Origin of the sequence: Stenotrophomonas sp. PAMC25021 (genome assembly GCF_004795795.1) — a bacterium.
GTDB classification, from domain to species: domain Bacteria; phylum Pseudomonadota; class Gammaproteobacteria; order Xanthomonadales; family Xanthomonadaceae; genus Stenotrophomonas; species Stenotrophomonas muris.
Genome location: NZ_CP039255.1, coordinates 3,774,917 through 3,796,499, shown reverse-complemented (window position 1 = coordinate 3,796,499; position 21,583 = coordinate 3,774,917). Strand labels below are relative to the sequence as shown.

Below are 21,583 nucleotides of genomic sequence, written 5' to 3'. Positions count from 1 at the left end.
CGCAATCTACCACTCCGCCCCGGCCACCGCAGCGGGCACATGCAGGCCCTTCGGGGCTGTGCCAGACTCACTCAGGCACCTGCCATGGATGATGGAGCACCGCACGATGATGATCGTTCCCGCGTACTGGGCCGAAGCCCGCCTGCAGGCCCGTTTCCGTGGCCGGCCGATGGTCGTGCGCCGCTTCGGCTGGTCCGACGAGGGGCCTGCCCACGCCCAGGCCCACGCCGACGCACGTGCCCATGAAGCCCTCAACGCGATCATCGCCGGGCAGGTGCTGCCGCGTCGCGAAGTGCGCAGCAACTACGGTGTGGAGGGCGTGCCGATCCGCGAGCAGATCGTACAGCGCGATGGCGATGTCATCATCACCCGCAACAGCTATGGCGCGCTGTGCCTCAACAGCCCCGACGTGCTGTTCGCCGACATCGACCATGCGCAGCCACCGGCTGGATGCGTGATACCGGCCATCGTCGCTGCGCTCGTGCTGCTTGCCGGCGCCGTCATCGGCACCGTGCTCTGGCATTGGCTGGTGGGCCTGGTACTGGGCGTGGTGGCAGTGCTGCTGGTCAACGCGGCACTGCTGATGCGGCGGAAGCAGCGCCTGGCCGCTGCCGGCGGTGCTGAAGGGCTTGCGCTGAAGCGCGTGGACGCCTTCAGCGAGCAGCATCCCGATTGGCATCTGCGCGTCTACCGCACCCCGGCGGGGCTGCGCGTGCTGGCGATGCATGCCACGTTCTCACCCGAGGACGAGCAGCTCCAGTCATTCTTCAAGGCACTGGGCACCGACACCCTGTACGCGCGCATGTGCCGGCTGCAGCATTGCTTCCGTGCCCGACTGACACCGAAGCCGTGGCGCGTCGGCCTGCGTTATCGCATCAGGCCACCGGTGGCTGCGTGGTCAGCCGAACAGGCCAACAACCCGGACCGGTTGGCCTGGATTGCCGATTACGAAAAGAAGAGTGCCGGCTTCGCCGCCTGCGCCTACCTGCGCAGCTTCGGTGATACCACCCGGGTGCATGCCAAGGCCGAGCATGTGCGTGACCTGCATGACCGGCTGTCACGCGCGCAGGATCGCCTACCGCTGGCGTGAGAGTGGCAGACGCTCAATCAGCGCCCTGCACGAACGGCTGCCCTGCCAAGGTAGTGCCCAGCTGCACCGCGATCTGCTGCCCGCCCTTCTCGAAGATTGTCGCGCACTGCTTTCCGCCCTTCTGGCATCCGACTTCCGGAAAGCCCTCAAGTGATTCGGGGGCGCCCTGTGCCGGACTCGCCTGCCAACCTGCCGCATCCAGCAGGCGCTTGGCCTTGGCATAGGGCATGCCGGCGACGATGCCCAATTGCGTCAGCTCAGCAGGAAACGACTGGGCATGGGCGGTTGAAACCAGGGCCAACGACAACGTTGCAGCAAGGAGAATGGCTTTCATCGCAGTGACCTGAAACGAGCTATCAGGTTCAGCCTAGATCATTTGCGTGGCGTGCGAATGTGCCGGTAACACGCCGTTACCGTGTCTCCACGGTTGATTTCAGGACATGCGCAATTGATCACATGGCGGATTCCCTGCCCCTGGCGCCACAGTCCAGCGACTCCATCGCGAGATCCCTGCGCAGCCGGTCATGCAACCAGCGCGTCTGGAAACGCCTGCGTGAGTCTTCCCCTTCCGGCAGCAGGGCAATCACCGCTTCGCTCAGTTCCGGGTGCCACTGCTCCTGCGCGTTGTCCAGGTCCTGCTGCTCGAAAACCACCGAGGGCAGGCGTTTCCAGGGCAGCATCATTACCTTCTGTGAGGTCGACACCAGCACCACATCCGGACGCCCCGGCCGGCTCACGACAACCGTCATCATCGGCACATCATCGGTCCAGAGCCCGGAGAAATGCCGGTCGACACGCGACTGCAGGCTCCGTCCGGACAGCGCCTTGCGCGCCCACGCGCGCTGCTGTGCGAACGAGCAGGCATCCGTGTCCAAGCTGTGCAGCCCCGGGTCCAGGGACAGTATTTCGGCGCGATCCAGCCGCGAAGCGATCCGCTGCACCGCGGCCGCCCTGGTCAGCGGGGCGGTCTGCAGCGCGGTGTCGAGCGCCGCCATGGCGCCAAACGGCAGCAGCTCCGGCAATCGCGCCTTGCCGTCGGGCCTCTCCACCACCTGCACGCGGGTGGTCAGGCCATAGGCATCGCGCCGGATCACCCAGTGCTCCGATACCGAGCCCCAGCCGTACCAGTCGTATCTCACATCGACGCTCATCTGTGGCTGTGCCGCCATCGCCGCAGACGATGCGCACACCGCTGTCAGTCCCAACAACCAAGTCTTCATGGAGCTGCCTTGCCTCTGGGGTTCCGACGAACGGCAGCCGAGCATGGGCTCGGCTCTACAGAATGCAGGAAGGCCGCTCTGAGGCGGCCTTCCTGTTCCTTCACTTGGCGTTCTTCACGTAGGTATCGAACCAGTTCAGCATTTCCGCCACCAACTGTTCGTTCGATTCCAGCGCGGTGTACCAGTGCGGCTCGTTCGGCAGCATCACCAGCCGGGTGGTGCCGCCGTTGCCGCGGATCGCCTGGTACAGCTTGCGCGACTGGAACGGCTCGGTGCCCGGGTTGGCGTCGTCCTCGCCGTGGACCAGCAGCAGCGGCAGCTTGATCTTGTCGGCATAGAAGAACGGCGAGGCCTTCAGGTACACGTCCTGCGCCTGCCACACCGAGCGACGCTCGTTCTGGAAGCCGAACGGGGTAAAGGTCTTGTTGTACGAACCGCTGGTCGCCACACCGGCCTTGAACAGCTTGGTGTGCGCGATCAGGTTGGCGGTCATCAGGCCGCCGTGGCTGTGGCCGGTCACGCCGATGCGGTTGCGGTCAACCACGCCCATGTCCACGGCCTTGTCCACCGCCGCCTTGGCGTCGGCTTCCAGCTGCTCCAGGTAGGTGTCGTAGGCGTTCTTCGGATCGCCCACGATCGGGAACGAGGCGTTGTCGATGATCGCGTAGCCGGCCAGCAGCATCAGGCGGTACGGCTGCAGGCGGGTGAAGGTCTGCTGCGAACCGGACACCTGCCCCGCCTGCGCGGCGTTGGCGAAGTCGGCCGGATAGGCGTACAGGATCGCCGGCACGCGCTGGCCTTCCTTGTAGCCCGGCGGCGTGTACAGGGTGAACGACAGGTCCACGCCGTCGGCGCGCTTGTAGGTCACCAGCTGCTTCTTGATCTGGCGCACTTCCGGTGTCGGGTCGACCAGCTTGGTCAGTGCGGTCGCGGTGGACGCGAACTGCGCCTCGCCGGCCTTCGCATCAGCCACCGCCTCACCCTGCTGGCGGACGAAGGCATTCGGCGGATCGATCACCGACTGATGCCAGGTCAGGTAGCGGCCCGGCGTGTTGCTGAAACCGAGGAACTGTTCGTAGGCGTCTGCACTGCTGCGGAACAGGCGCTCGCTCTTCAACGTGGCCAGGTCGAGGCGGTCGAGGAACGGACGGTCGCCCTGCGGCGAGGCACCGCGGCCGCTGAGGAACACATGGTTGCCCTCACGGCGCACCACCTGCGCGCCATTCGGCAGGCGGGTGAAGACCAGATTGCCAGGGTTGCCGTACAGCTCATCGCTGGACATGTCCCACAGCAGGCGGCCTTCCTTCTTCGGCTGGTCCACATCCACGATGCGGGTCTGCATCCAGTGACGATTCTCGTCGTTCTCGTACTGGAAGGCCACGGCCGGATCGGCGGTCCACGCGAAGCCTTCGAAGCGCTGCGCGGTGCGGGTGATTTCGGTCGGCTTGCCGTTGAACGGCGCCTTCAGCATCAGCACGCGATCGCGATGCGGCACGTTGACCTTCCAGTCGCCCTTGTCCAGCGCTTCGGCGTAGACCAGGGTAGCCGGATCGGTGGCGCGCCAGTCGAAACCGCGCGGGCCTTCCGGCACGCCGTGCACCGGCACGCGGTCGGCCAGCGGGAGGCTGGCGATCGGCGTGCTGCGGCCACTGCTGATATCCAGCACGGCCACGTCGTTGGCGAAACGCTGGTAGGTCACCGCGTGCGAATACGGTGCCTTGATCGATTCAGTCAGCACGTGCACGCCATCGGGCGCGGCGCTGACTTCGTTGAACAGTGCCGGCTGCCCGACCGGGCGCACGCTGCCTGCGGCGGTATCTACCACGGCCAACTGCGAGGCACCGTAGTAAGCGAACAGCTTTTCGTCGTGCACGCTGGTCAGCGTGTCGCGGGCCTCATAGGTGCTGCTCTCGCCACTGCTGCCCAGCGACTCCTGTGCATCCGGGCCGGTCGGTACGCCGCCGTTGGAAGGTGCCGGGCCCTGGTTGGCCGGTACCAGTTTCACCAGCAGATTCTGGCTGCCGCCCAGCCACTGCACGGTGTAGCCGAAGATCGGGTTCAGCTGCACGTTCGGCACCTGCTTCACCTGCCCGGTGGCCGCATCGCCCACCCACAGCTGCACGCTGGTATCGACCGCATTCTGGAAGGCGAAATGGCTGCCATCGGCCGACCACAGCGCGCCGGTGGCACAGCCCTGCGGCAGGTTGACCTTGGTCTCCTTGCCACTGCCGATGTCGACCAGGGTGAAGTCGGCCACGCAGGCCGGAATGCCGTAGCCACCCGGGGTGTCATGGCGGCTGCGGTTCTTCGGCTCCAGCCGCACGCCGGCCAGCTTCAGGTAGGGCTGGGCCACGCGGCTGATCGAGGGGTAGGTCTGCGCGGTGGTCAGCAGCAGGCGCTGGCCGCCCGGGGCCACGTTCGGCGCCGGCGGTGGCGGTGCCTTCAGCACCTTGAGCAGGTGTTCCGGCGGCTTGGCGTAGTCGGCCAAGGCCGGGCCAGCGGCCAACAGGCCGACGGTGGCAACGGCAACAGCCGCCGCCAGAGAGGTTCGACGGATCAGCATCCTTATCCCCTGGGTGTGAATGGGTACCCGGAATCGGGCATGGACCCGAATCTAGCACCGCAGGGGATGGGATGAATGGGCCGGAAGGGCTAGAGGCCGGATGGGGCAAAGTGGGACACGCCCGGAGAGGCCGGCGATGGACCGGCATCTGCCAGGCGTGGTCTGTCGTCACTGCTGGGCGTGCAGGTCCCAGGCGGTCAGGTAATCGGGGTCGACCACGATCATGCCACTGTTCCGCATGCGGTATTCGCCTGGCTCGGCCCGCTGGTACTGGTCGAGCATGGGCGGCAGGTAGCGCTCATGACCATCGTCTTCGTCGGCCAGCACCACGCCTTCGTCGGCGCTGATGCGCAGCACGGTGCCCGCGTACTGCTCCAGACCCTGCACTTGGCCGTCGCCACCATAGCGGGTGACACCCACCAGCACGACCTTGCCGATCATTTCCTCGGCCTTGGCATCGTCCAGTGGGGGCAGCATGGCATTGAATTCGTCGTTCATCGGTGCACCTCCAAAGCCTGTGGGGATAGCGTGGGTTCGGCGGTCCCACGCTGCCAGCGTCGACGGCAACGCAGGAATCTCTCTCGGGGCGCAAGTAGCTGGATCGCAGGCCCGACCGGGCAACGCGGGGGTGCGATGGGTGAAAGGTGTCTGGAACTTGGCTGGAACTGCGGCGGATGGCCATCTGCGCCGATGGCGGGACCGTGTCAGGTCAAGATCAACACCACGCGTTGCGTTGCATACACGGTGAAGCGTGACAGCTGCACTGTAGTGGCATGAGCGCCTCCTGTTGAAGGTCACACGCGGGTGCGTTGCTCCGTTGGAACGAATGCTGCCACTCCACGCGGAAGGAACAAGTGAAGATTGCAGGCGACCTGCAACAAGCGGTTCGCGCGGTACCCGTTCATTAAGCTGGCGCCCCGCTCTGCTGCGGCACGCCTGCCCTGGCAGGACGCTAGAATGCGTCCATGCGCACCGTACATGCCCTCCGCTACATCACCCCGTTACGGGAAGGCGGCTCCCTGCCCGCCGTGGTCGAGACCGACGACGACGGCATGGCCGTGCTGAAATTCCGTGGAGCCGGCCAAGGCCCGAAGGCGTTGATCGCCGAGCTGATCGTCGGCGAGATGGCACGCACGCTGGGCCTGCCGATTCCGGAAATCCTGTTCGTCGAGCTGGACCGCGAGTTCGCCCGCACCGAGCCCGACCCGGAAATCCAGGAGCTGATCCGCGCCAGCGAGGGCCTGAACCTGGGCCTGGACTATCTGCCCGGTGCAATCAATTACGACCCGGCCGCGATGCCTGTGGATGCCGAGCTGGCCTCGCGCATCGTCTGGTTCGATGCATTCACCAGCAACGTCGATCGCACCACCCGCAACCCCAACCTGATGGTATGGCATCGCAAGCTGTACCTGATCGACCACGGTGCGGCCATGTACTTCCACCACGACTGGGCCAGCGCCGGCGATGCCTGCGAGAAGCCGTTCGTGCTGATCCGCGACCACGTGCTGCTGTCGTTCGCCAGCCGCATTGCCGAGGTGGACGCAGAACTGGCTGCGTGCCTGACCGATGCCGAAATCGAGCGCATCGTTGACCTGGTGCCGGACAGCTGGCTGGTGGACGAACCGGCGTTCGACAGCCCACAGGCCTATCGCCAGGGCTATATCGACTATCTCAAGCACCGCCTGAAAGTGCGTGCAGTGTTCGTGCAGGAGGCCATCCGTGCCCACGCTGCACACGTATGACTATGCGGTCATCCGCGTCGTGCCGCGGGTGGAACGCGAGGAATTCATCAACGTCGGGGTGATCGTCTCCTGCCCTGGCGCGCGCCATCTGGAGGCGGCCATCGAAATCGATCCTGAGCGCCTGCGTGCCTTCGCACCGGCGCTGGACCAGGACGCGCTGCAGCCATGGCTGGATGCAATCGTGGCCATCTGCCGTGGCGACGCCAGCGCCGGACCCATCGCAAAGCTGCCCGCGCGCGCCCGCTTTCATTTCCTCACCGCCAAGCGCAGCTCGGTTGTACAGATGTCGAGCACGCATGTCGGCCGCACTGCGGACCCGGCGGGTGTGGTGGAACACTTGATGACGAAGATGGTGCGGGTACCGGAATGAACGGCACCTGCCGCGTTCACAGTGGCAACCTTCGCGCGATGTAGTTGACCACATTGCCGATCGCATCCGGATCGACATTGGCCAGGCCAACGATCACGTAGCCCTGCGCCGGCAGCACCACGATGGCACTGTTCGATCCGGGCGCACCGCCTTCGTGGCCGTACTGATGCTCCCTGCCCTCGCCCTGAACCACGAAACCAAAGCCATACCAGCCCTTGTGGTTCTGCGCCGTGGTGGCCTGCTGCAGCAATGCAGGTGAAACCAGCTTCCCGCCTTGCAGTGCCTCGGCGAATTTCACCATATCGGCCACTGTGCTGTAGCCACCACCGGCCGACATGCCGCGCCAGGGCAGCGACTTCGTTTCACGGACCCATTGCCCATCGTGCTTCGTGTAAGCGACGGCACGCTTTGGAACGCTCGCTGTTTCCGGCTCGAAGCCGGTGCCGGTCATGCCCACCGGGTGCAGGATGTGCTCCTCCACATATGCGTAGTACGACTGCCCCGATACCGCCTCGATGATGCGTCCCAATACGATGAAGCCATAGTTGGAGTAGCTGTCCTGGCTGCCGGGCGTGAACTGCGGCGCATCCCTGGCGAACCGCTGCACGTAGTCATCCAGCGTCTTCAGGGACGCGGAATACTGTTCGAAACCATCGCCAAAGAAGTCCCCCAGGCCACTGGTGTGTGACAGCAACTCGCGCACGGTCACGCTGCTGGCGACAGCCTTGTTCGGATAGTCCGGCAAGTGCTTGCCGATCGTGTCATCGAGACTGAGCCTGCCATCCTGAACCAGCTGCAGGATGGCCACGGCGGTGAACATCTTGTTGGAGGACGCAAGGCGGAACTGCGTCTCCACGCCCACTGCAATTCCAGTGCTGCGATCGGCATCACCACCGCGCCAGTCCAGCAGCACCTTCCCATTCTGTGCCACCTGCAACGCGCCCGACAGCGCGTCCTGTGCCCGCAGCGCCTCCAGCTTTGCTGTGACGTCGGCCATCAGGGCAGGCAATGCAACCCGTGCCGGCTTGTGCTTGTCCGGCGTTTCAGTGCCCTCGATCTGGAACTGCATCAGGTGCGACGGATTGGCCGGGTCCATGACGGCGGTCACCCACATCGCGCGTTCGTTCATCTGGCCCATCACCAGCAGCTTCGCTTGGCCGGGTGCACTCTCGGTTGATTCGAGTACGCGCAAGGGGCCTGTGCTTTCGCGGAACTCGAGATAGTCCTTGGGACCGCTGCCTTGCTTCTTCGCGTATCTATCGGCGAATGCCTGCAACCCCTCGAGGCTGCCCGCATTGAAGGCCGCAAGCCAGTCACCGATGGCGTCCTGCGCACGCGGATGTGCACGCACGCTGGAGGCGGCGCCCACTGCCGGAACAGCCCAAAGCGTCATCAGCACCGAACAGGCCAGTACTTTGCAGAGCAGCAGGCATCCAACAGCCTTCATGGCAGTTCCTTTGCGGGTATCCCTGGGCGCATCCTAGATCATCGAACCGCCCGCTGCATCCACGCCAGGGACCCTGCCGCAGCACCTCAACCGTGACGATGAACGCCTCGATGCGATGCCAATCGCCCCGCTCATGCGGCAGCGATTCCACGCCCATGCCGATCTGGTACCTCACCGCATCCGGGCCGTCGCGCCAGTAGTACGGCGCGCCATTGCTCCAGCCGCAACAGGCGTAGCGCAATGCAGGCATGCCAAAGGTCTCGCGCAGATAGGCTTCCACCTTCACTGCCTGGGTACCTGGAACGCGGTAGTGGGCCTGCATGGGTTTGATGCAGGACGCGTCGTCCTGGCTGCAGCCGCTGTATTCCAGTCCCGCAGGCTTCCGGCCCATCGCCTGCAGGAAATCCTGGCATTCGATATCCGGTCGCGCCAGGCCATCCGCACGCCCCTGCGCTTCCCACGCGGCCAGCGCCTGCGCAGTCGTCTGCTGCGCAATCACGTTGGCGGCGAACAGCAATGCCGCCAGCCCCAGCAGCAAGCGCGCGCTACGCAGCGGCAACCGGCCAATCGTCTCAGGGCGATCCTTCGCAGGCAGTCACAGGAATGCCAACCGATGCCGTGCTATCGCCGTGCCATCGTCTGCTCGCTGAAGCGTGCCACGCAGAAGTCCAGGAAACTGCGCAGCTTGGGCGTCAGCTGGCGGTCGCGCGGGTACACCAGGTTGATCCACGTCGACACCGGCACGTAGTCCGGCAGCACTTCCACCAGTTCACCACGCGCCAGCGCGGCGGCAAGCATTTCATGGGGCTGCAGGATCAACCCCAGCCCACCGACTGCCGCGGTCAGCAGCGGCTCGGCCTGGTTGACCATGAAGCGGCTGGACACCGGCACGCTCAGCACGCTGCCGTCAGCATCGCGGAAGCTCCAGCGCGTGCGGATGATCGAATGCGCGAAGCCCAGGCACTCGTGCCGACTCAGATCGGCCGGATGGACAATGGCCGGGCGCGATGCGAGGTACGCCGGCGATGCACACAGCACCAGCGGATACGGCCCCAGGCGTCGCGCCACCAGCCCACTGTCGGCCAGATCACCGGTGCGGAACACAAGATCAAAGCCGTCCTCGACGATGTCCACCAGGCTGTTGGACAGGTTCAGATCAACCTGCACGTCCGGGTACTGCTGCAGGTAGGCCACCACCGCCGGCCCCAGTGCATGCACGCCGAAGGTGACCGGTGCGCTGACGCGCAGGCGCCCCATCGGCCGCCCGCGCGCTACTTCGGCCAGCTGCTCGGCGCCTTCCACCTCCTCCAGGATCACCCGCGCACGCGCCAGATAGGCCTGGCCGAAGTCGGTCAGGCTCTGCTTGCGCGTGGTGCGGTTGAGCAGGCGCACGCCCAGGTGTTGTTCCAGCGACTGCACGTGTTTGCCGACCAGCTGCGGCGACAGGCCCAGCGCGTCGGCGGCAGCGGCGAAGGAGCCAACCTCGGCCACTTTGACGAAGGTCCGCAGGGGAGCGATCAGGTCCATTGCAAACAATTGGTTTTCAATGAAACGCCAGATTACCCCTTATTCTGGAGGCTGGCCACGCGCACAGTAGCCTCCACCTTTCCGCCGGCCCCAGCGCCGGCCTTGCCCAGGAGCCCCCCCATGAGCCAGGTTGTCCGCATCCACGAATATGGCAGCGCCGATGTGCTGCGCATCGACGACATCGATGTTCCCGCCCCCGCAGCCGACGAGGTCCAGATCCGGGTCAAGGCCATCGGCCTGAACCGTGCCGAGGTGATGTTCCGCAACGGCGCCTATCTGCAGGAGGCGCAGTTCCCCAGCCGGCTGGGCTATGAAGCGGCCGGCATGGTCGAGGCGGTCGGCAGTGCGGTGAGCGGATTCACTGCTGGCGATGCGGTGAGCGTGGTGCCGCCGCTGGACATCGCCCGCTGGGGCACCTACGGCGAGCTGGCCAACGTGCCGGCACGACTGGTGGTCAAGCACCCGCAGGCGCTGGGCTTCGAAACGGCGGCTGCGGTGTGGATGCAGTACGTCACCGCCTGGGGCGCACTGTTGGAGCAGGCGCAGCTGGCCGCCGGGGATTCCGTCATCATCACCGCTGCCAGCAGCAGCGTCGGCCTGGCCGCGATCCAGATCGCCAATGCAGTGGGTGCCACGCCGATTGCGGTGACCCGTGGCCCGGGCAAGCGCCAGGCCTTGCTCGATGCCGGTGCCGCCCATGTCATCGCCACCCAGGAGCAGGACCTGGCAGCTGAGGTGGCGCGCATCACCGGCGGTGCCGGCGCCCGCGTGGTGTTCGACCCGATCGGTGGCCCGCAGTTCGTGCCGCTGACCGAGGCAATGGCCCGTGGCGGCATCCTGCTGGAATACGGCGCGCTGAGCAGCGAACCCACCCCGTTCCCGTTGTTCAACGTGCTGGGCAAGTCGCTGACGCTGAAGGGCTACCTGTACTCGGAAATCGTCTCCGACGATGCCGCGCTGGCACGTGCCAAAGCGTTCATCGTCGACGGCCTGGACAAGGGCACGCTGGCGCCGAAGATCGCGAAGGTGTTCCCCTTCGCACAGATCCAGGACGCCCACCGCTACCTGGAATCGAACGAACAGATCGGCAAAGTGGTGGTGACGCTGTAAACACCCTGCCGGCAGCGACGGACCCACTGCGGGCACGTCGCTGCCGCAGGCTCAGGCCATTGAAGGCCCGCGGTTCTCATGGTGACGGCTTTCGAGGGTGAGCTGGTGCTCGCGCTGCCGGTTGTCACCGGCCAGATCATTCACCGTTTCCTCCATCGAGCGCGCCGGCTGTGCCGTATCCACACTGGCGCGCTCACCGGGAATCAACCCGGCAACCCACAGGCGGTCTCCGGCCATCATCACCCGGTCGACGCGCGCGGCATCATCGATGCCGTTGCGCTTGGACTCCAGCACTGCCTGCATGACGTGCTCGTCGCCGATGGTGTCAGGTACCCCCTGGCGGATGCGCTCGAACAGCGCGGCGTCCCTGGGCGACAGCGATTCCATGCCATTGGGCTGCGGTGCGGGCTCCGGCGCGGCCGGACCAGCGACCGGTGCATTCGCCGCTGCCTGCTGCCGCGCCTGCACCTGCTCCGGCTGGAACTCCGCCCGCGTATAGGGCGGACGCTGCGGCGGCCAGTTCTCCGCGCGGTCGAACTCGGTGGTCGGCGCATGCTCGCGAGCGACGGCGGCATCGTTCAACTGCCGGCGCGCATCCGTGTCGATGACGCCGCCGGGGCGCAGCGGCAGGCCATAGTCCTGCTGGAAGTTGCGCATGGCCGCCTGCATGCCGGCATCAAACGTGCGCGCATCGCGCTCGGCACGTGGGTTCGGTTCGGTCAGGTACCCCGACGCCTCCAGCTGCCGGCGCATTTCGAACACCGGCTCGCCCTTCTCACCGGGGCCCAGGTTGCCGTCGGCCAGCGGCCCGGTCAGGTCGGTCACCGTCCGGCGCTTGAAGTCCGGATCGACCGCCAGCGTGTCGCTGCGCATGCGTTCCAGCAGCGCAGCGTCGATGCGGCCATTGGCCGGGCTGATACCCCGCTCGGTCTGGAAGCGGCGCACGGCCTGCTCGGTGGAGGCGCCGAAATCACCGTCGGGCTTGATCGCGGCATTGGCGTTGTTGCGGATGTCCAAGCGCTGCAGGTACTGCTGCGCTTCCAGCACGTGCTGGTTGGCGTCACCCCGGTGCAGGTCCATCGCCCCGGTGGGCGCCTGGGGGGTCGGCACCGGCATCTGGAAGCCTGGTTGCTGCACACGCTGGACCAGGCCGGCAACCTGGGATTCCCATTCAGTGGCCCGTGTGGCGATGGCGTCTGGATAGGGACTGCCGTTGTTCAGCTCACCGCCATTGACCGAGGCCCGCGCCTGCCGGTAGTCGGCATGGTTGGCGTTGACGTTGTCGGACAGCCGCGCACCAAACAGGCCGTCGCGCATCCCCACCACCAGCACCTTGGTGGCGATGTCTGCCTGGGCAGCCCGTTCCGGATGCTCGACCAGCTCGCGGCCGATCCCCAGCGCCTCGCCCAGCCGCTCGTAGTTGTTGACGTGGGTGAGGTGGGCAAAGCCCCGGCCGAAGTACTCCTCGCCGCCGAAGTAGCGCAGATCCACCGCCTGCTTCCTGCCCCAGTCTTCCTCGGGCGCGGCGAAATCACGCGATTCGTGCTGCGCCGTGGCCAGCACATAGGCAATCTGCCGATGGTCGGTAATGCCGTTGTCGATGCAGGTACGCACGATCATCTCGACCGACTGGTCCCGGGTCAGGCCGAAGCCCGACCCACCTTTTCCATAGCCTTCGCTCATCCTTCAGCTCTCCAGTTCCGGAACGCATCCATTCGTCGGGGGAAGACCTACTTCAGCAGGTCCGGTTCGGTAGGGGCCTCGCCCCTGCAGGTGTCATAGCGGCGCTGCAGCAGCGTGCGCGTGTCGGTTCCGCGCAGCTGGATGACCTTGTCCTCGCGCTCGCACGGGCTGACCTTCGCGCGAAGCACGAACCGCCCATTGTCGATATGGTCGATGTCGCGCCCACCGATGGCCGCTTCCAACGCCTTGGCACGCACATAGCGGTTGCGCTTGGCATCGAACAGGTAGAACGCATGCACCGGAACGTTGTAGACACCGCTGTTGTCCTGCCACACCTGCAGGTCCGGCACGCCATCACCATTGAAATCCGAAACGGTCAGCAGCACGGCGGTCGCACCCTGGGCACCGGTGCCGGCGCGGGTCAGGCGCGGCTGCACGTCCGTGACCACCACGTTGCGCCCACCACGGGTCACGCCCATGCTCCGCACCTGGCAGGTCGTCACGTTGTCGGTGCCGCTGCAATCGGTCACCTGGAAGACCACCTGCAGTGCCGGTGTGAGCCTGCCCTCGCCGGGCCGCAGGACGATCCTGCCCTGCTTGTCGGGCGCGGCATCGGCGGCATGCACAGCGGCCTGCGCCGGCGCCGGGGCCGCCTTGGCTTCCGCCACCAGCGCCGCCGCACCGCCGCCCTGCAACTGGCGGGCACGCAGCAGGGTCATGTGCGTGCGGCACTGCTGTGAATCCAGCTGGGCAACGGCCGTGCTGCCTTCCGGGCACCGGTTGTCGCGCTGGCGCAGCCATTGCCGCTGCAGATCGCGCAGCACCTGCTGATCACTGGCGGTCAGTGTGGAGCGCGCCGCGCTGTAGGCGGCATTGAGTGCATCGTCGTGCACCTTGAGTTCAGCGTCGGCACAACGGCGACGGGCGTCCAGCGCGGTGCCTGCGGCCGCCATGCAAGGCGCATGAGCGGGGCTCAGAGAGCGCGCATCGCCTGCGATCAGTTCGGCACCGCTGGGCAACTTGCGTGCCGCGGGCTGGGGCGACGCCTGCGCGCTTGTCCACAGGCAAGGGCCAAGCAGAAGCAGTCCTGCCAGCAACCGGGTGGCACGCCCCGGCAGGCGTTCGGAGTTCAGCATGCGTTTCCTTCCCTGGGGGCGTTGGCCGGCCCCGTCCTGTTCCGATGATGGATGCTGCCCGGTCGCCAGCGCAACTTCAGCGACCAGCGGTCACAGCCCGTAGGCCGCACTCAGGCCGGCAGCGCTATTTCGGCAGTGCGTAGGCCATCACGTAATCGCCGTTCGGGGTTTCCATGAAATGGTGGCCGCCAGCCATGATCACCACGTACTGGCGCCCGCCCTGCGCGTACACCATCGGATTGGCCTGGCCACCCGCGGGCAGCTTGGCATGCCACAGCTCCTTGCCGGTCTTCAGGTCGATGGCGCGCAGCAGGTCATCAGTGGCGGCGGCGATGAAGATCAGGCCGCTGGCGGTGACTACCGAACCGCCATTGTTCGGCGTGCCGATCTCGATGGGCAGGCCCGAACGGATGCCGAATGGTCCGTTGCCGCGCGCACTGCCGAACGGACGGTCCCACAGCAGCTTGCCGGTGCGCAGGTCGATGGCCCGGATGCCGCCATAGGGTGGCTGCTTGCACAGCAGACCAGTGAAAGGCAGGCGCCAACCGGCGTTCACCTGGATGGCGTAGGGCGTGCCCACCTGTGGGTCGCCCGCGCCTTCGGCGCCGCCCTTGTCGAACCGGACCTTCTCGCGTGGCAGCCAGCCCAGCCTGTCGGCCTCGGCGCGTGGCACCAGCCGGTTGTAGTTGGGCATGTCGTTGTAGTTGGCCACGATCACGCCGCGGCGTGTATCGATGGACACACTTCCCCAATCCGAACCGCCGTTGTAGCCGGGATATTCGATGGAATGGCGATCACTGCTCGGCGGGGTGTAGAAGCCTTCGTAGTACGCCTTGCGGAACTGGATGCGGCAGATCAGCTGGTCGACCGGGGTGATGCCCCACATGTCGCGCTCGGTCAGGTCATGCTGCCGGCGCAGCGTGTGATACAGCGAGAACAGCTGCGTGGGTGAGCGTTGTTCCGGTTCGACACCGCCGACCGGCACCCTGCGCTCTTCGGCGGCGGTCAGCAGCTGGCCGTTGCGGCGGTCAAGGATGTAGAGATCACCCTGCTTGGTCGGCAGCAGGAGCGCCGGCACCTTGCCAGCCGCCGTCGGGTAATCGATCAGGCTGGCCTGCGAACCCAGGTCGTAGTCCCACACATCCTTGCGCACCGCCTGGAAATGCCAGGCCGGCTTGCCCGTGGCCACATTGATCGCCACCAGCGACGTCGCGTAGCGGTTCTGGTTTTCCGTGCGTGAGCCACTCCAGTAATCGCCAGCGGAATTGCCCAGCGGCAGATAGACCAGCCCCAGCGCCTCATCACCGGTCGCGGTGGTCCACATGTTCGGCGTGCCGCGCGTGTAGGTCTGCTCATGCGGCGGCAGGCCGCTGCGTTCGGGCTGGTCCATGTCCCACGCCCAGCGCAGCTTGCCGGTGATCGCATCGTAGGCCTGGATCACCCCCGATGGCGCGTCGCGGCGCTGACCATCCAGCACCTGGTGGCCGGTGACGATCACCCCGCGCACGATGGCCGGTGGCGAGGTGATCGACACATAGCCCGGTGGCACCTCGCCCATGCCCAGAGTGATGTCGACCTGGCCGTTGTTGCCGAAATTCGCACAGGGGCGGCCACTGTCGGCATCCACCGCGATGATGCGCCCGTCCAGCGTGCCCTCGATGATGCGCGCCCAGCATGCCGGACGACTGCCCGGTGCAGCGCTGCGGGTGGCACTGGGCGGCGGTTCCGGCAACGCCAGATCAGCAGCGGCATCGGCCAATGCGGCATCGGCGGGGATCGGCGTGGCCGGTTGCTCGTAATAACTCACGCCACGGCAGGCGGCGGTGTATGGAATCGAAGCGTCCTTTACCTTCGGATCGAACCGCCACACTTCCTTGCCGCTGGCCGCATCCAGTGCAATCAGGCGGTTGCGGGCGGTGCACAGGTACAGACGGTCGCCGATCTTCAGTGGCGTGGTTTCCGCACCCCAGCGCTTCTTCGGCATATCGCCGGTGCGGAACTGCCAGGCCAGCTGCAGCGTGGCCACGTTGGCCGGGGTGATCTGCTGCAGCGGCGAATAGCGGGTGGCGGCATTGCTGCGCCCCCACGCCGGCCAGTCCCCTTCGGCAGGCTGGTCGGCCGGCTGCAGGCCGGTGGTGTCGCGGGTCGGTTCCAGCCCGACGCTGGCCGCGCCTTCCGGGAACGGCTGGTGCCCGTCCACTTCGCCGTGCGGCGCGAACGCCAATCCGAAGGCAGCGACGAACACCAGCATCAGCACGCCGGCCACGCTGCGCGACAGGCGCCTGGAAACCGGTTGGTGGAGGGTGGGCGCCAGCAGCGCCAGCACGATGCCAAGCGCGGTCACCAGGCCGAGCCGCGGTACCCAGCGCCAGTAGTCGCTGCCCGACTCCCACCAGGTCCACAACAGCGTACCGGCGAACACCAGCGCATACAGCAGCGCGCCGCTGCGGCGATTGCCGAACAACAGGAGGCCACTGGCCAGCAGGCCGGCCCCGGCGATGGCGTAGTACGCCGAGCCGCCCAGGCTGAGCAACCACGCGCCGAGCCCGCCGATGACCAGGCCGAGCAGGACCAGCAGCAGCGACAGCACGGTAACGAGAGGATGCCGGGAGGCGCGGACGGGAGCAGGAGCGGACGGCGGCGTGGCGGACATCGTCGATCTCCGGGGGCAGCATGCGCCGTTATCCCACCGCCGACGTGAAGCGCGCGCGTATGTGCGGCATCCGGATACGACGACGCCGGCACAGGGCCGGCGTCGTCGCGTAGCTCAACCTTGCGGCAGGATCACTCCTGTGCGGCGTCCTCGCTGCTGGAAGCCGCCGGGGCGCCATCGGTCGTGGTCGCGGCCGGGGCCGGGCCAGGCACTGCCACCTCATCCTCGTCCTCGTCGATCGAGGCATCCATGCGCTCCACCGCCTGCAGCTTCTCGTCCTTGGACAGGCGGATCAGGGTCACGCCCTGGGTGTTGCGGCCGACGCGGCTGATTTCCGAGCCACGCGTACGCACCAGGGTGCCACCATCGGAGATCAGCAGGACTTCGTCGCTGGAGCCCATCAGCACTGCGGCGACCAGCTTGCCGTTGCGCTCGGTGGTCTGGATGCCGATCACGCCCTGCGTACCACGGCCCTTGCGCGGGTAGTCCGGCAGCGGGGTGCGCTTGCCGTAGCCGTTCTCGGTGGCGGTAAGGATGTACTGAACGCTGGCGTCGTCGGCGCCGTCGATCACCGCGTCAGCGCTGGCCGCGGCGTCCTCGACACCATTGTCGTCCTCGTTCTCGTCCTCGATGCCACCGGCACTCTCGGCCACGATCAGGCTGACCACTTCCTCGCCCGGCGGCATCTTGATGCCGCGCACGCCGGTGGCGGTACGGCCCATCGACCGGACCTTGTCTTCACCGAAGCGCACGGTCTTGCCGTTGGAGGCGAACAGCAGGATGTCGCGCTCGCCGTCGGTCAAGCCGACGCCGACCAGCGCATCGCCCTCGTCCAGGTTGATCGCGATCTTGCCGCGGGCCAGGCGGAAGGCGAACTCGCTCAGCGGGGTCTTCTTGACCGTACCGTTCTTCGTGGCGAAGAACACGAACTGGCCATCGGCGTACTCGCGCACCGGCAGCACGGCCTGCACGCGTTCGCCCGGCTCCAGCGGGATCCAGTTGATGATCGGACGGCCGCGGGCGTTGGAACCGGCTTCGGGCAGCTGGTAGACCGGCAGCCAGAACACCTTGCCCGAGCTGGTGAAGGTCAGCAGCGTGTCGTGCGTGTTGACCAGCCACAGCTGTTCGATGAAATCCTCTTCCTTGGTCGCCGCCGCGCTGCGGCCACGGCCACCACGGCGCTGTGCGCGGTATACGCTCACCGGCTGCCGCTTCACGTAACCGGCATGCGACACGGTAACCACCACGTCTTCCGGCGCGATCAGGTCGAGGATGTCCAGGTCCTCTTCGCTGTGGCGGATTTCGGTGCGACGTTCGTCGCCGAATTCGGCCTTGACGTTGACCAGCTCCTCGCGGATCACCTGCAGCAGGCGGTCGGGATCTTCCAGGATGTGGATCAGCCCGGCGATCACTTCCAGCAGCTGCTTGTACTCGTCGGTCAGGCGGTCCTGCTCCAGCCCGGTCAGGCGGTGCAGCCGCATTTCCAGGATCTGGGTGGCCTGGATCTCGGTCAGCTGGTAGCCGCCCTCGATCAGGCCCACGCCCTTGGGCAGGTCTTCCGGACGGGAGGCCTCGGCACCGGCCGCACCCAGCATCGCACCGACCAGGCCCGGCTCCCACACGCGGGCCAGCATGCGCTCGCGGGCTTCGTTCGGGTTCGGCGAGGTCTTGATCAGTTCGATCATCTCGTCGATGTTGGCCAACGCAACGGTCAGGCCTTCCAGCACGTGGGCACGGGCGCGCGCCTTGCGCAGCTCGAACACGGTGCGGCGGGTGACCACTTCGCGACGGTGGCGGACGAACGCCTCCAGCATCTGCTTGAGGTTCATCAACTGCGGGCGGCCATCGACCAGCGCCACCATGTTGATGCCGAACACCGATTCCATCTGCGTCTGCTGGTACAGGTTGTTCAGCACAACCTCGGCAGATTCACCGCGCTTGATCTCGATGTAGATGCGCATGCCGTCCTTGTCGGACTCATCGCGCAGCTCGCTGATGCCTTCGATCTTCTTTTCCTTGACCAGCTCGGCGATCTTCTCGATCAGACGCGCCTTGTTCACCTGGTAAGGAATTTCAGTGACGATGATCGATTCGCGGCCGTTGTCGGCCACTTCGATATCGGCCTTGGCACGGATGCGCACGCGGCCACGGCCGGTGCGGTAGCCGGCGACGATGCCGGCAGTGCCGTTGATGATGCCGGCAGTCGGGAAATCCGGGCCCGGGATGTATTCCATCAGGCCGTCGACATCGATGTCCGGGTTGTCGATCAGCGCGATACAGGCGTTGATCGATTCGCTCAGGTTGTGCGGCGGAATGTTGGTCGCCATGCCCACCGCGATGCCAGCCGAACCATTGACCAGCAGGTTCGGGAACCGGGTCGGCATGACCGTCGGCTCCAGTTCCTTTTCATCGTAGTTGGGCTGGAAATCGACGGTTTCCTTGTCGATGTCCGCCATCAGCTCATGCGCCAGGCGCGACATGCGCGCCTCGGTGTATCGCATTGCTGCAGCGGAGTCGCCGTCGATCGAACCGAAGTTACCCTGGCCGTCGACCAGCATGTAGCGCAGCGAGAACGGCTGTGCCAAGCGCACCAGCGTGTCGTACACCGACTGATCGCCATGCGGGTGGTACTTACCGATGACGTCACCGACGATACGCGCCGACTTGAAGTAGGGCTTGTTGCTGTGCGCGTTGAGTTCGTTCATCGCGTACAGCACGCGGCGATGCACCGGCTTGAGGCCGTCGCGCGCATCCGGCAGCGCGCGGCCCACGATCACGCTCATGGCGTAATCGAGGTAGCTCTTGCGCATCTCGTCTTCCAGGTTGACCTGGATGATTTCCTTGGCGGTTTCTGCCATTCGGGTTCCGTTGTCTGGTAGCGGTCCAGTCCGGCGCAGCCCTCTGCGGGAGGGGGTCGCGCCGGAACCTCGATTCAACCTGCGGATACTACCACAACAGGCCGTTTTCCGCCTCCCTTTACGGGGATTTTACCGGCACAAATCAGGAACTTAGAGCCCCATACCGCCCCTGTAGAGCCGAGCCCATGCTCGGCTGCGCGAAATCAGTAGATCCACGCCGTGCGTGGATGAGGCCTGCCTGGGGTCAGAGCCCTTTCCTGCGAAAAGGGATCCGACCCCGGGACCTTCCTGCCCGCCTCAGCCGCCGAAGGCGGTGCGCATGTTCCCGGCGGTCGGGTTCAGGATGACCCCGCGCTCGGTCACGATGGCGTCGATCAGCTCGCCCGGGGTGACGTCGAACACCGGGTTCCAGGCAGCAATGCCCTCGGCGACGGTACGGGTACCCCCCACGCCGTACAGCTCACCCGGGTCGCGCTGCTCGATCTCGATCTGGCTGCCGTCCACGGTCTCCATGTCCACGGTCGAGGACGGAGCGACCACCATGAACTTGACCCCGTGGTGGCGGGCGGCGATGGCCAGCTGGTAGGTGCCGATCTTGTTGGCGGTATCGCCATTGGCGCAGATGCGGTCCGCGCCCACGATCACCCATTGCACGGCGCCGGTCTTCATCAGGTGCGAGGCAGCCGAATCGGCGATCAGGGTGGCATCGATGCCGTCCTGCTGCAGTTCCCACACGGTCAGGCGTGCGCCCTGCAGCCACGGCCGGGTCTCGCCGGCGAACACGCGGGCGATGCGGTGCTGGGCCATGCCGGCGCGGATCACGCCCAGCGCGGTACCGAACCCCGCAGTGGCCAGCGAGCCGGTATTGCAGTGGGTCAGCACGCCGCTGCCAGCCTCGATCAGGCCCGCGCCCAGTGCACCCATGTGGCGGTTGGCGGCCAGGTCTTCCTCGGCGATGGCCTGCGCTTCCGATTCCAGCAACGCCTTCCAGTCGGCGCCGGCGGCGTTCAGGCAACGGCGCATGCGCGCCAGCGCCCAGGCCAGGTTGACCGCAGTCGGGCGCGACGCATTGAGGCGCTGCAGGGCCGGTTCCAGCTGCTGCAGGGCGTGCGCACCATCGGCGGCCTGCACCTCGCGTGCAGCCAGCACGACACCCCAGGCAGCGGCAATGCCGATCGCCGGCGCGCCACGCACGGTCAATGCGTGGATCGCGCTGGCAACCTCGTCACTGTCATGGCAGACCACGTGCTCGACCACGAACGGCAGCTTGCGCTGGTCCAGCAGTTGCAGGGCATCGCCGGTCCACAGGATCGGGCGGATGTGGTCGTAACGGGCGTAGTCGATGTCAGAGGCAGTGTTCATGGGCCCATTGTAGGGCCACGCCCCGCAGGGTTGGAGCCTGCCCGGGCTCAATTCACCGAGAATTCGGCGCGGCAGCCGCCGTCCACCCAGATCCCGTTGCGGCTCCAGCCCCAGGTACTGCCTTCCTCGCAGGGCGTGCTGGACAGCTGCTCGGAGACCACGGCGCCAACCGAGATGCTGGCACCGCAGAAGCGCCGCTTCTTCGACTTCGATTCGCAGGTCAGGCGGCGCGGCATGTCGACGAAGCGGCCATCGTCATCGGCCACTTCGAAGTCACCCTGGCAGCCACGGCTGGTCCAGACTTCATTGCGCTTATAGCCCCAGCCCTGCCCTTCGCGGCACGGCAACACCGACAACTGGCGCAGCAGGCGCACCGGCGCGCCATCGAGTCGTACCGGGCAACTCTGCGGACGGCCATTGGACTCGCAGCGCACCACACGGCGCACCAGGCGCTTGCCCGAGCTGTCAGCCGGCGGCGCCGCGCCCGCTGCGCGCCGGGCGCGGAACTCGGCACGGCAGCCCAGGGTGACCCACACACCACTGCGGTCAGTGCCCCACTCGCTGCCGCGGATGCAGCTGTTGCTCGACAGCTGGCGCACCAGGTCGACGCCGTTGGCAACCTCGATATCGCAGTGCACCCAACCCATGTCGCGTGATTCGCAGGTCACCACTTCATCGTCGTAGCCCACCTGCTGGGCCGACGCCGGCGACGGCAGCCAGGCACCCCAGAGCGCAATGGAGTACACCGGTGCAGCGACAACCGCGAACCACTTGACCAAAGCCTTCCCCAGCAGGAATGGATGAACTGGATGCCAGTGTCCG

17 protein-coding genes are annotated in these 21,583 nt (G+C 66.3%); 4 read left to right on the top strand and 13 right to left on the bottom strand.

What is annotated here, in order from left to right:
* Window positions 1-106 precede the first annotated feature (106 nt).
* Window positions 107-1,090, top strand: coding sequence for a hypothetical protein (locus E5790_RS17515; RefSeq protein ID WP_111207061.1), 984 nt, complete (start codon window positions 107-109; stop codon window positions 1,088-1,090).
* Window positions 1,091-1,103: 13 nt separating this feature from the next.
* On the opposite strand, the gene E5790_RS17510 is transcribed toward E5790_RS17515, so the two are convergent.
* From E5790_RS17510 to E5790_RS17495, 4 genes are all read right to left on the bottom strand, one after another.
* Entirely contained in the window at window positions 1,104-1,424 is a 321-nt protein-coding gene (locus E5790_RS17510) for a hypothetical protein (RefSeq protein WP_049442473.1), read from the bottom strand.
* 118 nt (window positions 1,425-1,542) lie between these two features.
* Window positions 1,543-2,355 carry a hypothetical protein gene (locus E5790_RS17505; protein ID WP_229653710.1) on the bottom strand — a complete coding sequence of 271 codons (813 nt, stop codon included), beginning with the start codon at window positions 2,353-2,355 and terminating at the stop codon, window positions 1,543-1,545.
* Between the two features lie 55 nt (window positions 2,356-2,410).
* Window positions 2,411-4,873, bottom strand: a complete 2,463-nt coding sequence (locus E5790_RS17500; RefSeq protein WP_111207043.1) for a prolyl oligopeptidase family serine peptidase — start codon at window positions 4,871-4,873, stop codon at window positions 2,411-2,413.
* 168 nt (window positions 4,874-5,041) lie between these two features.
* Window positions 5,042-5,371, bottom strand: coding sequence for a hypothetical protein (locus E5790_RS17495; RefSeq protein ID WP_014647641.1), 330 nt, complete (start codon window positions 5,369-5,371; stop codon window positions 5,042-5,044).
* A 467-nt stretch (window positions 5,372-5,838) separates the two neighbouring features.
* On the opposite strand from E5790_RS17495, the gene E5790_RS17490 reads away from it, so the two are divergent.
* Together E5790_RS17490 and E5790_RS17485 are read left to right on the top strand one after the other, a co-directional pair.
* Entirely contained in the window at window positions 5,839-6,615 is a 777-nt protein-coding gene (locus E5790_RS17490; RefSeq protein ID WP_111207042.1) for a HipA family kinase, read from the top strand.
* Window positions 6,593-6,985: a DUF3037 domain-containing protein gene (locus E5790_RS17485; protein ID WP_014647643.1), complete on the top strand. Its 393-nt coding sequence runs from the start codon at window positions 6,593-6,595 to the stop codon at window positions 6,983-6,985. The genes E5790_RS17490 and E5790_RS17485 overlap by 23 nt, the downstream gene beginning before the upstream one ends.
* Before the next feature lie 16 nt (window positions 6,986-7,001).
* Here the strand turns inward: E5790_RS17485 and E5790_RS17480 are convergent, their stop codons facing one another.
* The 3 genes from E5790_RS17480 to E5790_RS17470 all read right to left on the bottom strand — a co-directional run bounded on the left by E5790_RS17480 (window position 7,002) and on the right by E5790_RS17470 (window position 9,959).
* The gene (locus E5790_RS17480; protein ID WP_229653780.1) at window positions 7,002-8,378 is read right to left on the bottom strand and encodes a serine hydrolase domain-containing protein; all 1,377 of its coding nucleotides are present in this window, start codon (window positions 8,376-8,378) and stop codon (window positions 7,002-7,004) included.
* Window positions 8,299-8,991, bottom strand: coding sequence for a DUF4952 domain-containing protein (locus E5790_RS17475; RefSeq protein WP_247594916.1), 693 nt, complete (start codon window positions 8,989-8,991; stop codon window positions 8,299-8,301). The genes E5790_RS17480 and E5790_RS17475 overlap by 80 nt, the downstream gene beginning before the upstream one ends.
* Before the next feature lie 62 nt (window positions 8,992-9,053).
* Window positions 9,054-9,959: a LysR family transcriptional regulator gene (locus E5790_RS17470; RefSeq protein WP_032962018.1), complete on the bottom strand. Its 906-nt coding sequence runs from the start codon at window positions 9,957-9,959 to the stop codon at window positions 9,054-9,056.
* A 120-nt stretch (window positions 9,960-10,079) separates the two neighbouring features.
* On the opposite strand from E5790_RS17470, the gene E5790_RS17465 reads away from it, so the two are divergent.
* On the top strand, window positions 10,080-11,069 hold the full coding sequence (locus E5790_RS17465; protein WP_046431502.1) for a zinc-dependent alcohol dehydrogenase family protein: 990 nt from the start codon (window positions 10,080-10,082) through the stop codon (window positions 11,067-11,069).
* A gap of 51 nt (window positions 11,070-11,120) precedes the next feature.
* Here E5790_RS17465 and E5790_RS17460 read toward each other — a convergent pair whose 3' ends face one another.
* The 6 genes from E5790_RS17460 to E5790_RS17435 all read right to left on the bottom strand — a co-directional run bounded on the left by E5790_RS17460 (window position 11,121) and on the right by E5790_RS17435 (window position 21,540).
* Window positions 11,121-12,752 (bottom strand): peptidoglycan-binding protein, encoded by a 1,632-nt coding sequence (locus E5790_RS17460; protein ID WP_111207041.1) that lies wholly within the window; start codon window positions 12,750-12,752, stop codon window positions 11,121-11,123.
* A 47-nt stretch (window positions 12,753-12,799) separates the two neighbouring features.
* Window positions 12,800-13,888, bottom strand: a complete 1,089-nt coding sequence (locus E5790_RS17455; RefSeq protein WP_111207040.1) for a lysozyme inhibitor LprI family protein — start codon at window positions 13,886-13,888, stop codon at window positions 12,800-12,802.
* A gap of 124 nt (window positions 13,889-14,012) precedes the next feature.
* Entirely contained in the window at window positions 14,013-16,541 is a 2,529-nt protein-coding gene (locus E5790_RS17450; RefSeq protein ID WP_111207039.1) for a membrane-bound PQQ-dependent dehydrogenase, glucose/quinate/shikimate family, read from the bottom strand.
* Between the two features lie 131 nt (window positions 16,542-16,672).
* Entirely contained in the window at window positions 16,673-19,399 is a 2,727-nt protein-coding gene (gyrA, locus tag E5790_RS17445; RefSeq protein ID WP_111207038.1) for a DNA gyrase subunit A, read from the bottom strand.
* Window positions 19,400-19,696: 297 nt separating this feature from the next.
* Window positions 19,697-20,761 (bottom strand): S-methyl-5-thioribose-1-phosphate isomerase, encoded by a 1,065-nt coding sequence (mtnA, locus tag E5790_RS17440; RefSeq protein WP_014647652.1) that lies wholly within the window; start codon window positions 20,759-20,761, stop codon window positions 19,697-19,699.
* A gap of 47 nt (window positions 20,762-20,808) precedes the next feature.
* A complete protein-coding gene (locus E5790_RS17435; protein ID WP_014647653.1) occupies window positions 20,809-21,540 on the bottom strand; it encodes a DUF3011 domain-containing protein in 732 nt (243 codons plus the stop codon).
* Window positions 21,541-21,583: the final 43 nt, after the last annotated feature.